We start from the raw sequence: 17,278 nt of genomic DNA on the forward strand, positions 1-17,278 counted from the left end.
CCGAAAGCTGTCGGTTATTGCGAGCGTCATTCGGACTGCCCTCACATTAGGGGGTAGTCGTCGGTTCATTACATGATTTCCAATCGAAAAACTCATTCCTAACCTCTTTGTCAGTAAAGTTATTTCACGTCTGCACTGGCAGTCGCCTTGGCGGGGTGGTTTCAACAGAGACCAGCACCAGCACAAGCCCAACGATTGTGGCAGTACCCCGGCAACGAACTGCAGCGAATGCGGCAGAGAAATTCAACACATTCGCTGGTCTTCAGGCTTTGGGGGTATCCAACTTCCGACAGAAGCCAAAAGCGTCAGTCGTAAGTCAGTTCTGGGGAGTCACGAGTGCGAAATGAGAAGATCTATAGAACATCCATTACCTTGCCGCTCAGTTCGATGCTGGTCGACAAGGGTTATACTTTGTAACACTGTAGGGCACGCATATCGTGGCTTCCAAGGGTCCATACAATCCGTAGCGCCGCCAAAAACAGCGTCACTATCGGAAGAAAGCACGTCATGACGCCTACAAGAGTGAGTTCATTAGTAAGCGCCTAGCGAACTCACCTTGTGACAGGTGGGCATATAGGGATGACCGTGTCCCTCTATGTTGAAGGGCGAACCGATCCGAACGACAAAAGAGTTGGAAGCGGGCCTGTCATCGCTGGATACCTGTGCTATTTCCTTAATACTGCCCGCTAGATGTGTTTTGCAATTCGAGTAGTAGAACGGCTGCTATGGGCGATGACCGTCGTTTAGCATCAACATGCGCTGACAAAGAGTCAAAATTCTCTTAAAAGCGGCGGTTCTATCAGCGAATTTTTGGTTTGGGTCGATTTTTCCATTCTTCGAAATCAAACCCTTGTCTCTCGGTAGGGTGCGGATAAGCCGCGTCAGGATCTCTTCCGTCTATCTCTTCTATTGGAATTATGTCGTCCAGTGCTTTGCTTGCGATGAGCTTTGACATCTGATCAGGAGAAAGCGCTTCCAGAAAGCGCCGGAGTACCTCTGGATCAGGAATGAGCCCACTATTCAAACCTCCGGACGCCGTTTCACTCAACCTTTCCTTTTTCTCCTGAGAGTTTTCCGTTGTGGCCTGCTGTACGAATGCAATACATACCCCCGTCGGGTCGATGATCGAAAATTCCCGTGTTCCCCCAAGGTCGCGAGCCCAATAATCCATTGGGGTGCACGCAACCGTTCTCCTGGCAACGTCGATATAACGTATCGATCCGCTCGACCACAATACGCAGGCTGGTCCAATCGGCAAGATTCTTGTCTTGGTTGTCGAACAGATGCAATCTCACGCCGTTGCAGCCGAGAATTGCAAACTGTGCGGGGTCGGCGTCACGGTAAGTTAGTTCAAATCCAAGGGCGTTTCGGTAGAAGGCGATGCCTTCTTCGACATCGCGAGCAGGGATCAGAGGCGAGACATTCCAGAAATTAGTAGCTATAGATTGCATCTGGGCTCCATGCTGAGTCTAACAGGTGGCAACGACCCAGCCACGTTACCTGACACTTAATAGGTGATCAATAACATCGCGGTGCCGCCGCGTCATGAAATACATAAACCCGCCAACCACTCTTTCAGGAGAGAAAGCTCCGTTTCGGGGTCGCTTGTTGGCGTCCGCCAACAAGCTGCCAACGTCTGCTTTCATGGTTCGTCAAAATAGACTGTAAGCGGACATTTCTCTACGTCAATCAAAGGCGCATGTCGGCTAAAGGCGGTCATTCCACGAGACGAAGGAGAACAGCTCCTTGGCAACGGCAACCTGCCATCGAACCAGCCGTTGTGATGGAGGCGGCGTCCACCAATTAAGTCGATCAGATTGTTTCAGGAAGTTTTAAGTACTCGAACAAAGCATATAAAAATCAATAACTTGGTTCTATTTTCTGTTTCTGCCCGTTTCAGATGTTTATCTGAATCCCGCTCAATGTGGTGGGGTAGAATGGAGGGGTAACCAATTGGGTGGAGGGGGCCATAAAATCGGCGACACCGCCTCGGTTGTCTGGAAAGTAGAGGACATCCGTAAACTGATCACGGAGGTCGCTTCCTGACCACCCCGTCTACTGGCTTTGATCGGTTTGATGAAGCCGGTAAAGCGCAGCAAGAGTATTGCAAAAGGTGCAGAAAGCGAACCTCGTGTTCTGCTTCGAGAGGATAGAAAGCCCCTGCTGGCTACAACTTATTCCGCGGCAAAACTACTCCGAGACGCAAGGCAGTCAACTCAAGATGGTGTTCAGGCATTTAACAACGGATGGTGCCGCATTATAGGTCGTCGATAGCTGTAGTTATTTTTGCATGCCGCTCTGATTTTGCCACGATTGGGAAAGAAAGGGTTTTCATTGGCAGTAGAACACTTTCGAAAATCTCCCTACGAAGTGGGTTTTTAAGGCGACCGGCGATTGCCTTAGCAGGAATTCTAATTGGACGAAATGAATTATTTCTAAAGAGCAAACTTTTCTCAGCGTCGTTCTCTAAAGTGGTGCGTAAAAACTCGTCGTCAAGAAACTTCGATTCGCTCGTCAAATATACAGATAAACTCGAAAAGGCAGCAATTATATCGATCTCAATATCGACTCCAGTTCCTATGTCGCGATATTTTTTAAACGATCTTTGAATCAACTTCTCGATAGGTCCAAACCGTTTTTGTTCGATTAAAATCGAGTTGTCACCTTCCCGTAATTGTGAACAATGGGTAAGAAGGCGAACAAAGGAGGCCGTTATAAGCCATTCGTAAGCGTTTCGAATAACGTCTTTATCGTCTTTTTCGTGCAATGAAGTGGCTACTTCAGCTAGACAAAACGCAGCTACCGCTGCCGAAACTTCACCGCCCATTGCGACGATTTTTCCAAGTTTTGTGAATCTTTCAGACAACTCTGCTGAAGTGAGTAAAGTGTCCCGCGCATCAATCATGCCAATAATTAATGTTTCTGCTGGACTTATAGTCGCGTAATTTTCATTGGCCAGAGCGCGGTCTGAAATAGTGGAATTAGACTGGTAATATCGGACATACCCAAAAGATAATGGCCCCGCGCAAGCAACTAGCGTCTCGAACCAATCCAGCATTACGTCTGCCTGACCAGGAGCTTCCTGTAAAAAGTTCGTGATATCCGAAGTTAATGTCTTACTTAGAACGACGTGCTGTTCTGCTGAAATTTTTACTTTGCGTAGTCGCTCAGCAACAAGGAATTCCAGAAACGACCGGTGTGCAAAGTAAAGAATCCCCGTTTCCTTTTCTTCCGTCAACGTAGATACGATATATTCGTTTAATTTTGTATCGAGATTCGTCGCCCCACCGTTTGGGAGGCCTTGTAACAAGTCAGTGGGGACATCGTGTCGGTTGAAGTGACCTTGACTTTCTCTTCGTGTCCACATCCACCACGTTAGCTCCCGCTGAAAAGTAAGCCGATCCTCTGTCGAAATTAATTTTCTTACACGCTTTTCACTGTCACGTTCTACCAGTTGTCGAATAAACTGCTCATACAATGTGTAAGCCGTAAAACCCCTGAGATCAAAGGCAGGATCTGCGGCGAGGTCAGCTACTATCCTTGCTTGCACCGGGCGCCGTAAAAGTTCAAAGGCGATTTGGTCTTTTATTTCAGTGACTCGGGAGTTAACAAAATCTTCCAGGGCGAGTGAAGAGTTCGCGACTCTATATTGTAAGTAGGAACGTAAAAATTTATCTACTTCAGTGGAATCAAAGAATGCTATTTGCTCTTCGGACCACGGTGGGAAAGCTGGATCATTGTGAATTTGAGCCCCGACCATTCTTTGGCCTCGAAAAACTAAGGTTCTTGCTTCAGACGGGAGAGCATTTGGTCGACCAAGTAACAATACTTTAGCATTTGGGCCGCGAAGGCGATTGAACTCTCTAAAATTATTGTAAAAATCGGTTGAGGACATCGCATGTTTCATCTCGTCGAAGCCGTCTAATACGATTAACAGACGACCAGCTCTATTGAGGTGCATCAGCGTCTCAAATCTATAGCCTTCAGTGTGCTGCCTTGCTGTAAATTCTTTGCCAAATAAACCTTCAAGCGATGTCTCGTGCACCTCTTGCCCAAGGCGGAGGAGAATAGGAATTCGTTCACCCGGATCTGCTAGATGCCTATTTGCCTGTTCCGAAATAGTCTGAAGGGCTAAGCTTGTTTTTCCTTTGCCGTACCCGCCGAGCACCGCAAGGGAATCTCCAGTTGGGTTTTCTATCCAGTTTCGAATTACTTTTTGCGCTGAAAGCGCATGACCATCGAAACGAGCGGCAATGTAGTAATTTTCTATTTCTTGAGCTTTAAACTCGCTAGCCAATTTCTTTATGTACAGATGTAGACCAAGAAGGTCTTCTTCTAAATGCTCATACGTTTGAAATCTTAGCTGCGGAATGGTATCGACATATTGTTGCGCGGCGGAGTTTAATGGGTGTCTAGCTACAATAATAACTTCTTGAATATCACTTGGAACTAGTGGGCCATAATCACTCCAGATTTCAGTTCTGATCATATCTTTTGTGAGGGGCTTACTATATTCTTTACATTCCACTCCAACCTTAATTGTTTTTCCGTAATTACGGTAGCTAAAGACTATATCAACGTTTTTATGTGCGATACGTACTTCCGTGGCAACATCTTGGTATTTTGTCCGAAGTAGATCTGCCACTGCATCTCTAAATTTATTGCCTTTAGTAACGGTGGATTGTTCGCCCGTTTTACTAAAATTCTTCTCAGCCATAGTGCAGCCCTTGTTTCAGTCTAATTATTTAAAATAAAAGAGGCAGAATTTTTGCTTTCTGGAACTCTGTTGCGATTTATAGTTGCCTGGCTGAGGTGTTCACATCTTAGCCAAGGCAATCGAGTTTCTCGTAGAGTCGCTGAGAACAGAGATATTTTTGGCCCTAAGTGCAGCCGCAGCAGAGCCGATCGAGGAAATTGACGACGATGAATAATACCCAAGTGACTTTGGAGCCGCTAGAGCAATCGGTAAAACGAGCAGCGGTGTTTCTGGCCGTGCCGCATGAATCTGAGGAGGACCGTGCTACCGCGTTATCGCGATCGGCCGAGCTCTTGTTAGCGGCTATCGAGCCGGCAGTCCGTGCTGGGCGCGATGACATAGCGCTTGCTACCCATGAGTTGTACCTAGCCGTAATCCGATAGTTAAGCAGTTCACTATCGCACCGCAGTGTTGGCACCTTTGGTATAACGGCGCGGGTCTCAGGCTAGCCCATCCCCTGCTTGTCGCGCAAGGTCTTATTGCCGCCAGCGACCCAGCGGCCTGTGCCATCGAGCAGGATGAAAGACTGATGCCGTAGCGATCCGAAACGAAAGCCGGTGGCTGTGTCGAGTAAACGCCCCCGTAGGTCCCACGCGTCTAAGTCTTGCAGTTTCTTAGCGTGGGGTACTGTTAGCAGGCCGTCCGGCTCGCGCCCGTCCACGGCAGCTTGCCAGCCATTCTTATCGATCACAAGGCTGCCAATGACAATGCGAAAATTCCCCGTCCCGCCTAAGGCGACAAGTAACCCGGGGCTCTTTTCTGGATGCGGTATCCATTCGCGGGAGGCGCGTCCGTAGAGCTGCCACCAACGATCCATGCGCTTCGCGATTTCTGCGTCGGTTGGCACATTGGTTAGAACGTCTCCCGACCTGCCGTCAGCCAAATCCTTGTCATTGATGATGACAAAGAGAATCCCGTTTGTACCGAGGCATATTCGGCGCAGCTCTGCGCCGCCTAGCTTTGGCTTGTCCATTCGTTCAACAAACTTTTGCGGCACGCCTAGTGGCCGGAAGCGCCAGCCGTTGTGCCCTTTGTTCTTATTTGTTAGGGTGCCGCTTGGCGATAGCGCAGAAATCAGCGCTGTCTCGACGGCCATTGCCGCCTGACGATCACCAAACGGCCCGGCAATCTCCAGTGTGTAACCCTGCTTGAGCTTGCGGACAAGATCCGCGTTATGAGCGTTGACGCCCAAATGGGCAGAGGAGCGGCGGGCGTGCCGACCGTAGCCCACATAAATCGGCTTGCCTGATTTGTCACGGTAAAGATAGACGTAGTGTTCGTGCTGTTGCATGTTCTGGCAAAGTCTTATAGCTTTTTACTGGCGGGCTACGCCGGTCTCATCAACCTGGCCCAGCCGGCTTCAACGAACTAGATTGTGGTAACCGCCGTTCACATACCAGCCGTTTTCCGCCAGCGCCTCATATAGCGCAGCCTTCCAAGAGTTCTTCCGGTTTGTACGCTCTATTCGTGCCACAGTCGACAAATGAGCGTGTCTTAAATCCGGGCTTCTCAATTCTTCCAACAGATCCCCAAGGCCCGAAAGCTCAGTAGCCGCCTCAATGGCGAACCTGCGCGCAAGGTCAAAATAATGAAAATAGTTGGCGACGCGCTTCACTAAGTCGGCCGGCCAGGAATCAGGCGGCTGAACAAAATAGCGCACTGTCACGGGCGTTGATGAGAACACTTCCGCAAAAAGCCACGTGTCTGTCTCGACTATCTTTTCCTCAAAGTACGGGTGAAGTGACTGGGTATATTGTGTTACTAACGAAGACCCCTTACCCTTGTTGCAATCCGCACACGCAGGCACCAAATTCGTGCTTAGCACTGAGAACGCAGGATAGCGAGCCTTTGAAAGAAAATGATCGAGCGTCGAGACCTGGCCGAATCCACAAAACGGGCATTTTCCCAGCGGGGCTAGCATCATTAGACTGTCGTAATACCTCCGCCCTGGCTTTTCTCGACCAACCATCTGCCTTGAATAGAGCTCTACAAACTCTTTCTTGGTTAGCCCCGCAAGCACCTCCTGCGTGTCGTTCCCCCAGGGGCTGGCGGCGAGCATAAATAACTGGTGGGTACCGCCGAAAAATTCGTATTTTTGGAAAGCGGTAATTATCTCGGCCCGACCTCGAATAAATCGCTCTGCCAGTTCGGAGTCGTCGATTTCACTTATGCAAGCATCGTACACTTCAGCGGAATCGACATTAAGTGGTTTAAGGCGCCTCATTGCCGACGTATTATTGCATCGTCGCGAATTCTGACTAGCGTTCGCAATATCGCTTGGGCCTCAAACCCCAGTTGACCCTTGTACTCTTTAAGAATGCTGTCAAACGTGCCGCCTTCATTGACTGCTTGTTGCAGCTCGTCGTGGAAGCCAGATTTTGTAACTTCCAATCCGAAGATTTCGCGTGTAAGCACTCCAACATTTTCCCCAAATGTTTCGCCTTCCGGACGGTCGGCTCTCCCCTGGGTACGCAAGCGCGTCAGTTTCCATACGCAGGACTTTGGCACTTCCTGAACAACTACAGGGGAATGCGTTGCTATAATCGCCACGCCGTTACGATTATGCAATAGATCAGATAATGCTCGCGTGAAGGCTGAGAGGAGCGGCGGGTGCAGGTGGCTCTCAGGCTCATCCATCAATACCAGCGTCTTTTCTTCTACGGTATCGACCAGTTTGGTAATGGTCAACAGCACGATAGAGTGGCCGGAACTCATGCGATTGACCAACGCGCGAGCCGCCAGAATTGCGGCTTCGTTATCCATTTCAAGCAGTCGCCCGAGGGACATGTCAGCGAAATTGGTGTCCGACTCTAGGCGCGTAATAGCGGCAAGCCATCGGTCTCGCTTAGCTGGCTGGCTAAAGCAAGACTGCAGGCTTTCTATAAAGTCATTGGCCAAATCGGCATCCGTTTTTGGCGGTTGCGGAGTAAGTACCTTAGAACCAGATCGAGCCTGCTTCATGCCCACATAAAAATACGCGACGCCACGGCTGCGGTCCGGCTGATCCGCAGGCGGCACAAAAGGGTCAAACGCGCTGAACGAGACTGAAACAACACTACTAAAATAATCATCAGGTAAAGGAACTGATCTTCCCCATTGGTTTATTTGAACGAAACACCATCGGGCATTGAGCGCATCTGCTTGTGGAAAAATAGCACTTACCATATTGTTAAGTAAAGTAGTCTTTCCAACACCATTCCGCCCTATCAGAACGTGAATATTGGTTGATGGTTTTGAGGCTGGATCGACCTGAAACTCTAAATTTACTGCGGCATGTCGTTCGTCGCCGGGATCGCGGTAACCAAATCGGAAGTCCGTTAGTACCACTTGTCCTGCGAGAACCCGCCGGAACTGACCATAGATGACAGATAGACTAACGCTCCTCATTAGCGAAGTACTGAATACGTCCTCGTTCTGCACCGCTTCTAGGACATCGTCGCTGGCGACGATGTCGCCGAGCGCACGTAGAACCTGGGCCTTTTCTTCAGGCGACAATTTTTCATGAATGCTACGATAGTAATCGACGTCCTGTCCAAGTGAAAACCAGCCGATCGGTAAATAGTCGAACAGCTTTGGAATAGCGTGCAAGGTCCAGCCGTGAGGCTGACCTCGATACCCTATCTTGACGGTTCCGAGATCTATCCGCTTTCCTTCTGCGTCGAAGAAAACGACTTCGAACGTGGTTTTGAATGAATAGTCGTCCCAGTTGTCTGGAACTAGCTGGACTAAATTTCTACTAGGGCCAGAGGCACGCGCCCCCCACTCGAGAACTTTGAAATTGATAGACATTGAAGTGCCGTACAGGCCTATAGATTAAACAATTTGTACCGCGGTAGGTCCGACGCAATGAAGCGCACCGACCACAATAAGCGTCGGAATGCCATCGTTGAATTTTTCCAAGATCGTGCGCTTCCAGCTGGTGTTACGGCCGGGGATCATCTGCTCAAACATTTTTGGCATTATCTTCAGCGCGTCGGTCGCAAGAACCTCTAGCGCGCCCATGTCCCGCGCTTTATAAGCACTGAATACCCGGACCGCCTCGTCCGCGGCGGCCAGCGAAAGCATCCGCCGAAGGAAAGTCTCTTGTTCTTCGATCGGGGCGCCTTCGAAAAAATTTAACTGACCTGACATGGTCTCGAAGCAGTCAATAGTCTTCCGATCCGCGACTGCCTGATCAAAGATGTGCTTATCAATTCCGTGCGAATTGGTGATGCCCACCGACCTGAACTGGTGAGGCATGAGGTACAGAGCGGCCATCCATGGCTTCAAGCTGTCCACGCTATCGGTTGGCAGGCCGAACTTCTTAAATGAGGATAAGACGTCGGCAAAGAGACTAGACGGGATAACTTGGCTTAGCCGATCGCCATTCTGATAGCTGCCTATTTGGAGGTCGACAGGCGCGCGGTAATCCGCCTCGAAAACGACCCGCTGCGCACGCTGATACGCTTGGACTGTCTCCTGGGATACCGATACCGGTGAGTCGTCCCAAACGTGAACAGAGCCGCAAACTTGAATATGAAAAAGGCGCGTTTGAAAAAACATCCCGGTCCTTAGAATTGTTGATTGCTCTAAGGATACGCGTTCTTTTGCACGGCGAGGGTAGGGGTAGGTGGTAAATTTTTCAAACCACCCCTTCTAACTTGTTGACACTACAAAGATAATGGTGGAGGCGGCGGGAGCTTCCATTCTTCATTAAAGGTCAACTAAGCAATTTATCTATTGAGGTTTTCGGTGCGGTATAGCTTCGATTAGAACCCCACTCGGGTAGCTAGTTGGAGCATTTTAGGAGCATAAAGTATGCATAAATAGTTCTTTTTAAACAACTAAGTTGATACAATTCAAGTCACTTGGTTAGGAGCGACGATCCAAGCCTACAAATTTCGCACTGGTACGCTCAAATGAAAACAGTCTACTTATTCACTTGGGAAATTTATTTGCCCGTAAATAAGTGGGGATGAACAAACATCAGATCGTGGAAATTATTTGTTATTTGTATTAGTAGTATAAAAACAGGGAGCGAAAAATGAGCGACAGGGGCTATTTATATGTGCTTGCTAATAGTGCAATGCCTGGAATGGTTAAAGTTGGAAAGACAACTCGTACCGTGTTGGAACGGTCAAAAGAACTTTCTGGAGCAACTGGACTTCCCACTTCTTTCATTGTCGTATTCGAGCAGTTATTTGAAGATTGCACAGCAGCGGAACAATTCGTTCATTCATTACTAAGCAAAGACGGACATAGGGTCGCTAATAATCGAGAGTTTTTTAGCGCTCCAGTAAACGAAATCGTACGCGCAATTATGTTAGCGCCTGGGCCTATTTCTGAGCACGGCAAATCTAGCATTACTGTGGCGGAGGATAATGATGAACTACTGCAGAGTGATATCCATGATGAACTGGATGAGCTAAGTTTTAACGGAAATTTCCACCAGCCTGACTATGTTTGGTCATCAGTCTATGATGATGCTGAGGGCCATTATTATGGTTACGATGGGTATCTAGAGGATTACAGTGATGCTTTGCGTTTATATCGCGAAGCTGCAAAGCTTGGATGTCTGACAGCGTATAATAAGTTAGGAAAAATGTACGAGCGTGGTGAAGGAACATCCGAAAACAGAAATAAAGCACTTGAGTTTTATAAGGAAGGCGCTCGGAAAGGAAATGCTCAGTGCTACTGGAGCATGGCTATGATGTTTCATCACGGTCGCAATTCATCAAATGCAACAAAAGCATTTTCGCTTTTTATAGAGAATCATGAAAAAGAACTTCCTGATGGCCAACATCATTTAACTGTTGACTGGAGCGAAATTTCCAACAATTGCATGTCTTTGTTGGAAGCTCAATTTTCGTTTGGCGTCAAAGTTCCTGAGATTTTGGATGTAATTATTGAAAAGCGTTTAGATGAAATAATTCACAAGACTAATTGCTTTATTGATTATTTGCGCAAAAATGGCAATGTAGAATTGTTGCCAGGGTATTTGAAGGCGCGATCACATTTAGAAAATATGAAATAGCTTGCTTTCATGGCTTGCGATGATAAGCCTCGATCAATCGATACTTTTGCTGCCAATCATAGGCGTTTAGATAACTCGACGTATTTCATTTGGTCTCGTATTTTTTACCGGCCTGTTTTTATGAAATAAAATATCAAACAATTTAATCCGATCAGGATATAGAAATTTATATAAGAATACGTTTTGGGATCGGTCGGGCTGGACGGTGATGCCCTCCGAAATTGCTTCGATTCTTTCAAGGACTACCTACCCTGTTCAAATCCGATGTGGACGCTTGGCTGGTCGGTTCTGGTTGTTGGCCAATGCGCGCGATTGGGATGCTAGGTCACCTACTAGAGGCAGGTGAGATAAGGGAAAGGCGGTATTATTGGACGATCAATGCTATTAACTAAAAACTAATCAGAGTTCATTTCATAAATGGCGGCGAAGAAAAATCATAGCGAGCGAAAGATGAACGAATGCGGTGTAATACTCGATGCAGCGGTCCCACTGTGTAATCACGCGTTTGAACTTGTTGAGTCTGCTTTCGCCTGTGGATTCAACCGGTGGATGCAACACACTAAAGACTGCGCAAGCAGAAGGAGTGTTGCAAATGAACCGGAAACCACGGATTTATTACACGGAAAGCCAGAAAGCGCTGATGTGGGAACACTGACAAAAAGGCGATTCGCTCCAGCAAATCGCTCAATTATTTGATCGGAACCATTCGTCAATTGAACGAATCTTGGCAGAGACCGGCGGCATCCGTCCGGCGCCGCGGCGCCGATCTCGTCTGGCGCTTACCTTGGCTGAACGCGAAGAAATCTCCCGTGCGATTGCAACAGGTGAATCAATTCGATCGATCGCGAAATCCCTGGGACGGGCACCGTCGACAATCAGCCGCGAGATCCACCGTAACGGTGGGGAGGAACGCTATCGGGCAGCGCAAGCCGAGCAGGCTGCCTGGGAACGGGCTCGCCGTCCCAAGACCTGTAAACTGGTCGTCAACCGTACACTGGCGCGCATGGTGGCCGCCAGGCTGCGATTGCTGTGGTCGCCAGAACAGATCGCTGGGTGGCTCAAACATGCTTATCCGAACGACGAGTGCTTCCAAGTGTCACACGAGACCATTTATCGCAGCCTCTTTATCCAGGCCCGTGGCGCCTTGAAGAAGGAATTGCTGGCGCATTTGCAACGGACCCGAATCATGCGTCGCTCGCGCCATCACACTCAGAAATCAGACAATCACGGCAGAATTCTGGATACCGTATCCATCAGCGAGCGTCCGGCTACGGTGGAAGACCGGGCTGTTCCGGGGCACTGGGAAGGCGACCTGCTCTTTGGAAGCAAGAATAGCCAGATTGCGACCCTGGTCGAGCGGCAAACGCGCTACGTCATGCTGGTGAAAGTGGCGAGCAAGGATACCCAGACCGTGATCGACGCGCTCATCAGGCATGCGCGCAAGCTGCCGGAAGAGCTCTACCAATCCTTGACGTGGGATCGTGGAAAGGAAATGGCCGACCATAAGCGATTTACACTGGCGACCGATATCCAGGTGTATTTCTGTGATCCGCACCATCCGTGGCAGCGTGGGTCGAATGAAAATACAAACGGCTTATTAAGGCAGTATTTCCCCAAGGGGATCGATCTATCGAGTTACACGCAGGCAAAACTCAATGCCATTGCGAGGCAATTAAATGAACGGCCACGAAAAACGTTAGATTATGAAACGCCCGCCCAGCGGTTTCACCAATCTGTTGCGTCGATCGGTTGAATCCACACCGTAAAGCGGACGTACCGATAGTTCGCTTGCACTGAATTTGCACCGCAAACATTAGGCACTCTGTCGTATCCTGGTATCACTAAAGAAACGTACGCCACGGGGCACATCTCGCGTGACCTTACGCCAACTCGCAATTGTTATCGTTTAAGGAACGATGAATCCAAGCGTTAGTTAGAGGAGAACAGGCGAGGCTTCCCTTACGCGATCAGCACTAAAAATTTTGTCAGCCAAATGTGGACTCAGTGCAACGTTACGCTATCGGAAAATTTTAGTGTATATAATTGGACGCACCTGCTCCACCTACTTCAAGGCGCTCCGATGTCTCAGCTCGTTTATCTCATCAAGAATTGCAGCGCGAAAGATTTCGACTCTGCCTGTCCAAAACACTGGGACAAATTGAAGCCAGCGTTTTCAGATATGGTCCGGCACTGTGATCATTGCAATAAGAAGGTCTACCTCTGTGAAACGGACGAACAAATCAAGTTCTACACGTCAGTCAAGTTCTGCATCGCAGTGGCGCAACCAGAAGGGCTGGTGAATGTGGAAGGAAATACCCCCTCTAGTCTCACTTCGGTTTCCAATTCCATAGAATCCACTGCGCAGCACGGCAATGGGGGCAGGGGGAATAGCAGTCCGGTTGTTCCGAACGTGTGGCGTAAGTCTCCGTCGCCCGTACTACATGAGTTCGTTCAGCATGACGAGCGTGCTTCTGCCTCGCTGAGGCAGCACGTAACCGACGGCAGCGACATTCCGGCCTTCCTGCGAAAACACAGCAAATAGTCGGCCTCATCAATACGGCTTACGAATTCGGCAATGAGCTACCGCATCTATCTGCAAATCCCGAATGGCAGCGCGTTCGAACGTACCGAAACGGGATCGCGGTCGATCGCCGAATCCGTATTCAGAGCATTCCTCGAACGCGACGAACTGCAAAATATGGAAGTCAGTTTGCACATGATGTATCAACGTACTGCGTTGGCCGTGCATTACTTTGATGCGGCGCCGGGCACGGCAAACAACTGGCAGGGAAGGGTAGAGCAGATCGCCTGGCCGCAAGGCGGTGGGAAAGTCGGCCGTCCGACGGAACTGGAAGGCGGCGCACGGCATAATGTTTATCTTGATGCGGTAAGCATTGCCCGCGCCAGGAAACTAGGCCAGGGCAATATTAGTGAAGGCATCCGGATTGCACTGAGCCGAGTTTGACCGTCGATCGCGCAGTGCATTAAAGAGAGCGAATCACTCGGTAGTCGTAGTCGGCTCTTTAGATTCGTCCATCTCTGCTTTGCTCGCCGGGTTCTGTTTTTCGGATCCAATCGCGTATTGCTCCGCATCGCCCGTCATCCAGAATGGACGTCGTCCACGCCCAGACCAGGTCTTGTCGGAATTCGGATCCTTGAATTTCGCCTCCGGGATTGGCTTGGATTTTACAGCTTTCGTCTTCGCCGGTTTCGCCGCTTTTGCATCGGTGACTTGTCCTGCCCGGGCCGTGCTGCGTTCGGCAAGCTTGCGACTACGTTTTGCCCGGATGTCTACACCGGCTTTGGCGGGTTTGGCTGCCGCAGTCACCTCGGCAGTTTTTGGCTTGCGACCACGCTTTTTCCCTTCCGTTTGCGCGGCCGGTTTTTCGAGAGCCAAACCTTGGCTATTCGATCCCCGATATTCCACCCGCAGTGCGTCACGTGATGTGCCCACCGCATCGATCTGTTCGAGCGCACGCTCAAGTTCGCTGACCTGATGGGTCCAGAGATCCAGCACTTGGCGAGCGTGATCCAGATCGGCCTGGATAAGTGATCTTGCTGTATTCAGGTTGCTCATAATTTTTCCTCTGCAAAGGTTATTGGAGATAGTCCATCTGGTTTTTAATATGACCGATGGCCCCTTAAAGAGAAGAATAGCAAATTAAATAATAAAATTTACGGAGTACGCGTGTTGGAGCAAACGTCATTCGGCGCGATACCAAAGGTGAGCTGCTCCCTGCATAAGCTCACCACTCTTCTCGTCACCTAGCGCAGCACGCTTACTTCGTGCAAGGGAAACGGCAGCCGGGTAGCGTCGTCGGTGGTGATGTGGGAGCCCAGCGCAAAGCGGGTGATGGCAGCCAACTCGTCGGCACTCGATGTCTTACCTTGTACGACCATGCACACTTCCGACAGCAGCGGCATGCGCCGGTTGCCGAAACGGCTGGCATTGCCAACAGCTTCCGGCGAATTAATGCGTGAATTCGGGTTGGTGAATTTGACAGACATCTGCAGCGGGTCGGGCAAGCCGCGGGTGAGCCAGAAGACCGAGGACGCCTCTTCCTCCTGGAACACGCCGCGGGCATAGCCGCCCCGGTTGGAAGATGCATAGGACACCGCCTTCGCACTTTCGTTAGTAAGCCGCACGATGCTGACAGTCCCACCTGGGCCGATGGTGCGTTTAGGGGCTGAAGCGCCTACCGCGCCCAGGGATAAGCCCAGTGGCGACAACTTGTCGTTGGAAAGGCCGGGCACCACCTGGCGGATGTTGGTCGCCTCTGTGAAAATCACAGTCGAAATGTCGTCATCCGGCGTGACCTCGGCAAAGAACTGTTCGACGGTCGAGATCAGCTCCGGCCGCTTCAACGATTTCAGGTTCGCCACCCGCTTGAGGCCGATATTGATGACCGCCTGAGGATACGACATCCACGCCACCTCGCGCTTCTCGTTGAGCATGGCGACGACGAGATTGCCCTTAACACACTCGGCATAGATCGGGGTCACGATGCGGTCCAGCTCGCCCGGACGCCGGTTGTAGGCGCTGACGCCGTTCCGATTGATCAGATGCCATGCGCCAAGCCGTATGTCGGGTGTGCGAATCGCGGCAACACCAATCGAGCGCAGCATGTCGAGTACACTGTTCTTGTACTTGGCAGTCTCTTTCTTGACCTCACTGTCATCACCGGTCTTTCCCTCCATCGCCACCGAGTTCATCAGAAACTTGGTTTGCACCATGCTGCCGGCCGCGCCGAGAGCGGCGTAATTGAGCAGATACGGGTCGTGCCTAGGGTGCTGACGCAGGTCTTCCGGCATCTCCACGCAGGATACCCACGCGCTGCCGGCCTGATGGGCGCTCTTGGCAATGTGTTCCCGCAACGCTTGGCCGCGCTGCTGTTCAGCCTGGTGGCGCAAACTGCGTTCCTTGGCAGCGCGCATCTCGCTGGTCATTTTCGCGTCCACCGGATTCAGCGTGACTTCTGGCAGCAGTTCGGCCATCGGCCCCGCATCCAAGGCTTCAATCGTGACCGCGAAGTCGTCCTTGTATTGCAGGCGACAGATACCGGGCCCGACATCCTCCCGACTTGCGGGCTCGCCCAACAGCTGTTCCGCGGCGGCTGTCATCCACGTCACGGCCTGCGGGTCGTTGCTGAAGTGCGAGATCCACAGGCCGTTTTCATGCTTGTACGACTGGCAGGTAAAAGCGACCGCCGCCCGGAGCGCGGCGCTGTCCGTATCGCTATACACGGTCTGCGCCTCTTTCAGGCAGCGTACCGTCATTCGCGGACGCTTTGCCATGCGGACCCGGTGCAGACCGGCCGGTCCAAATGCGGCATCCAGCGCTGCCAGGTAGTCAATCCGGTCCGGCGCAGGAATTCCGGTCCCCCCGGGCATGAACCGGTCGCCATGGTTGGCGCCCATGCGCGGGTAAAAGCCATGCCTGACACCGGGCTCCGCCACCGGGATGGTGCCTTCCCGGATGGTGGGCCAGGATTCGGCGACGCCTGCGATACGCAGCATCTGACTCATGACCCGGACTTCGTACGACGGTTTTTTCTGCGATGCTGCAATCCAATCGCTGCGACGCAACGCCAGCGAAAAGGTCCGCAACCGGCGCGCCCCGCCGGACAGCACGGGGTCCGACGGCATGACGATATCCATCATCCGGTTCTCGCTGCCGGACAGGTATTTTGCTTCCACCGAGCGAAAGTTCCGGATATTTACGTTGACACCAACCCGTAGCGTTTTGCAACCCGGCGTTGTGATGGCGCAGACGCTGAAGACTTCGGTCCAGCAGGCGCCTTTCATCCTGCCATCCCGGCGGCTGGGATGAAACCGCATTAGCTTTTTGCCTGAAAAGAGGCTACCGCTTGGCCCGCTCATGACCAATTCCCCCTGGTGCTCGGTGCCGGTGTTGATCAACCGACCTTCGAGCCGGCGCGCGGCATAGAGCGTGACTAGGTCGAACAAGTTGGGATCATGCGGGCTTGCGCAGACAGCGTTGGCCCGCAGGGCGGTGCCGATCGAGAACTGGTCGAACGGCTGGCGCGCTTTGCCGCGCCGCTCGAACTGTCGCCGCACGCGCTTATACGCGTCGGGCTCAAGCACCCAGCCTAGCCAGATATCGAACGTGCGCTCCAGCTCGGCGATGAGCGCATCCTCTTGTCCGATCGGCGCGATCATCCAGAAACAGATAGTGACGTCATTGCCGCCGTCGGCGGTCGGCCGCCCTCCGGTATCGGGACGCTGCACTGAGATCTTGTCTACCGCCGGCGCCGCCCACGCCATTACCGCCGCCAGACCATCGATGCAGGCCTTGACCGGCTCATCATCCTGGTCGGCGCCCTTTTTTTTGCTGATGGTGCCTGCCTCGAGCTGCGCCGTCACCAATTCCTGATAGGCCGCCACCGGCACGCAGTAGCGGTAAAAATACCGGTCTGCCAGCGCGTCGGCATCCACGTCGAACAGGAATGGTTCAAGCAGCAGGGTGTCGGCTTCAGTCATTGCGGTGC

General features: G+C 51.3%; 12 protein-coding genes and 1 pseudogene. 4 read left to right on the plus strand and 9 right to left on the minus strand.

From position 1 onward, the window contains the following. Positions 1-799 precede the first annotated feature (799 nt). The 7 genes from ABC383_RS22865 to ABC383_RS22895 all read right to left on the minus strand — a co-directional run bounded on the left by ABC383_RS22865 (position 800) and on the right by ABC383_RS22895 (position 9,298). Entirely contained in the window at positions 800-1,048 is a 249-nt protein-coding gene (locus ABC383_RS22865; RefSeq protein WP_413017556.1) for a hypothetical protein, read from the minus strand. Then, the gene (locus ABC383_RS22870) at positions 1,041-1,451 is read right to left on the minus strand and encodes a VOC family protein (protein WP_413017558.1); all 411 of its coding nucleotides are present in this window, start codon (positions 1,449-1,451) and stop codon (positions 1,041-1,043) included. Before ABC383_RS22870 ends, ABC383_RS22865 begins: the two co-directional genes overlap by 8 nt. Positions 1,452-2,257: 806 nt before the next feature. Further along, positions 2,258-4,717 carry an NACHT domain-containing protein gene (locus ABC383_RS22875; RefSeq protein WP_413017560.1) on the minus strand — a complete coding sequence of 820 codons (2,460 nt, stop codon included), beginning with the start codon at positions 4,715-4,717 and terminating at the stop codon, positions 2,258-2,260. A 484-nt stretch (positions 4,718-5,201) separates the two neighbouring features. Beyond that, entirely contained in the window at positions 5,202-6,047 is an 846-nt protein-coding gene (locus ABC383_RS22880) for a hypothetical protein (RefSeq protein ID WP_413017562.1), read from the minus strand. Between the two features lie 69 nt (positions 6,048-6,116). Next, positions 6,117-6,980 (minus strand): HNH endonuclease, encoded by an 864-nt coding sequence (locus tag ABC383_RS22885; RefSeq protein ID WP_413017564.1) that lies wholly within the window; start codon positions 6,978-6,980, stop codon positions 6,117-6,119. Beyond that, positions 6,977-8,545 (minus strand): AAA family ATPase, encoded by a 1,569-nt coding sequence (locus ABC383_RS22890; protein ID WP_413017566.1) that lies wholly within the window; start codon positions 8,543-8,545, stop codon positions 6,977-6,979. Before ABC383_RS22890 ends, ABC383_RS22885 begins: the two co-directional genes overlap by 4 nt. Before the next feature lie 24 nt (positions 8,546-8,569). Next, positions 8,570-9,298 carry a TraB/GumN family protein gene (locus ABC383_RS22895; protein WP_413017568.1) on the minus strand — a complete coding sequence of 243 codons (729 nt, stop codon included), beginning with the start codon at positions 9,296-9,298 and terminating at the stop codon, positions 8,570-8,572. A 481-nt stretch (positions 9,299-9,779) separates the two neighbouring features. Here ABC383_RS22895 and ABC383_RS22900 point away from each other — a divergent pair, with 481 nt between their 5' ends. The 4 genes and pseudogenes from ABC383_RS22900 to ABC383_RS22915 all read left to right on the plus strand — a co-directional run bounded on the left by ABC383_RS22900 (position 9,780) and on the right by ABC383_RS22915 (position 13,734). Further along, positions 9,780-10,769: a GIY-YIG nuclease family protein gene (locus ABC383_RS22900; protein ID WP_413017570.1), complete on the plus strand. Its 990-nt coding sequence runs from the start codon at positions 9,780-9,782 to the stop codon at positions 10,767-10,769. A 592-nt stretch (positions 10,770-11,361) separates the two neighbouring features. Further along, positions 11,362-12,522, plus strand: a pseudogene (locus tag ABC383_RS22905) (IS30 family transposase). Positions 12,523-12,849: 327 nt separating this feature from the next. Then, positions 12,850-13,311 carry a hypothetical protein gene (locus ABC383_RS22910; RefSeq protein WP_413017572.1) on the plus strand — a complete coding sequence of 154 codons (462 nt, stop codon included), beginning with the start codon at positions 12,850-12,852 and terminating at the stop codon, positions 13,309-13,311. Between the two features lie 33 nt (positions 13,312-13,344). Beyond that, positions 13,345-13,734: a hypothetical protein gene (locus tag ABC383_RS22915; protein WP_413017574.1), complete on the plus strand. Its 390-nt coding sequence runs from the start codon at positions 13,345-13,347 to the stop codon at positions 13,732-13,734. Between the two features lie 33 nt (positions 13,735-13,767). Here ABC383_RS22915 and ABC383_RS22920 read toward each other — a convergent pair whose 3' ends face one another. Both ABC383_RS22920 and ABC383_RS22925 read right to left on the minus strand, forming a co-directional pair. Continuing rightward, complete coding sequence (locus ABC383_RS22920) at positions 13,768-14,346, minus strand: H-NS family nucleoid-associated regulatory protein (RefSeq protein ID WP_413017576.1); 579 nt, start codon at positions 14,344-14,346, stop codon at positions 13,768-13,770. A gap of 188 nt (positions 14,347-14,534) precedes the next feature. Then, on the minus strand, positions 14,535-17,270 hold the full coding sequence (locus ABC383_RS22925; protein WP_413017578.1) for an RNaseH domain-containing protein: 2,736 nt from the start codon (positions 17,268-17,270) through the stop codon (positions 14,535-14,537). Between the last annotated feature and the right edge of the window lie 8 nt (positions 17,271-17,278).

This window comes from Noviherbaspirillum phoenicis, assembly GCF_047237965.1.
Lineage (GTDB): Bacteria > Pseudomonadota > Gammaproteobacteria > Burkholderiales > Burkholderiaceae_D > Noviherbaspirillum_A.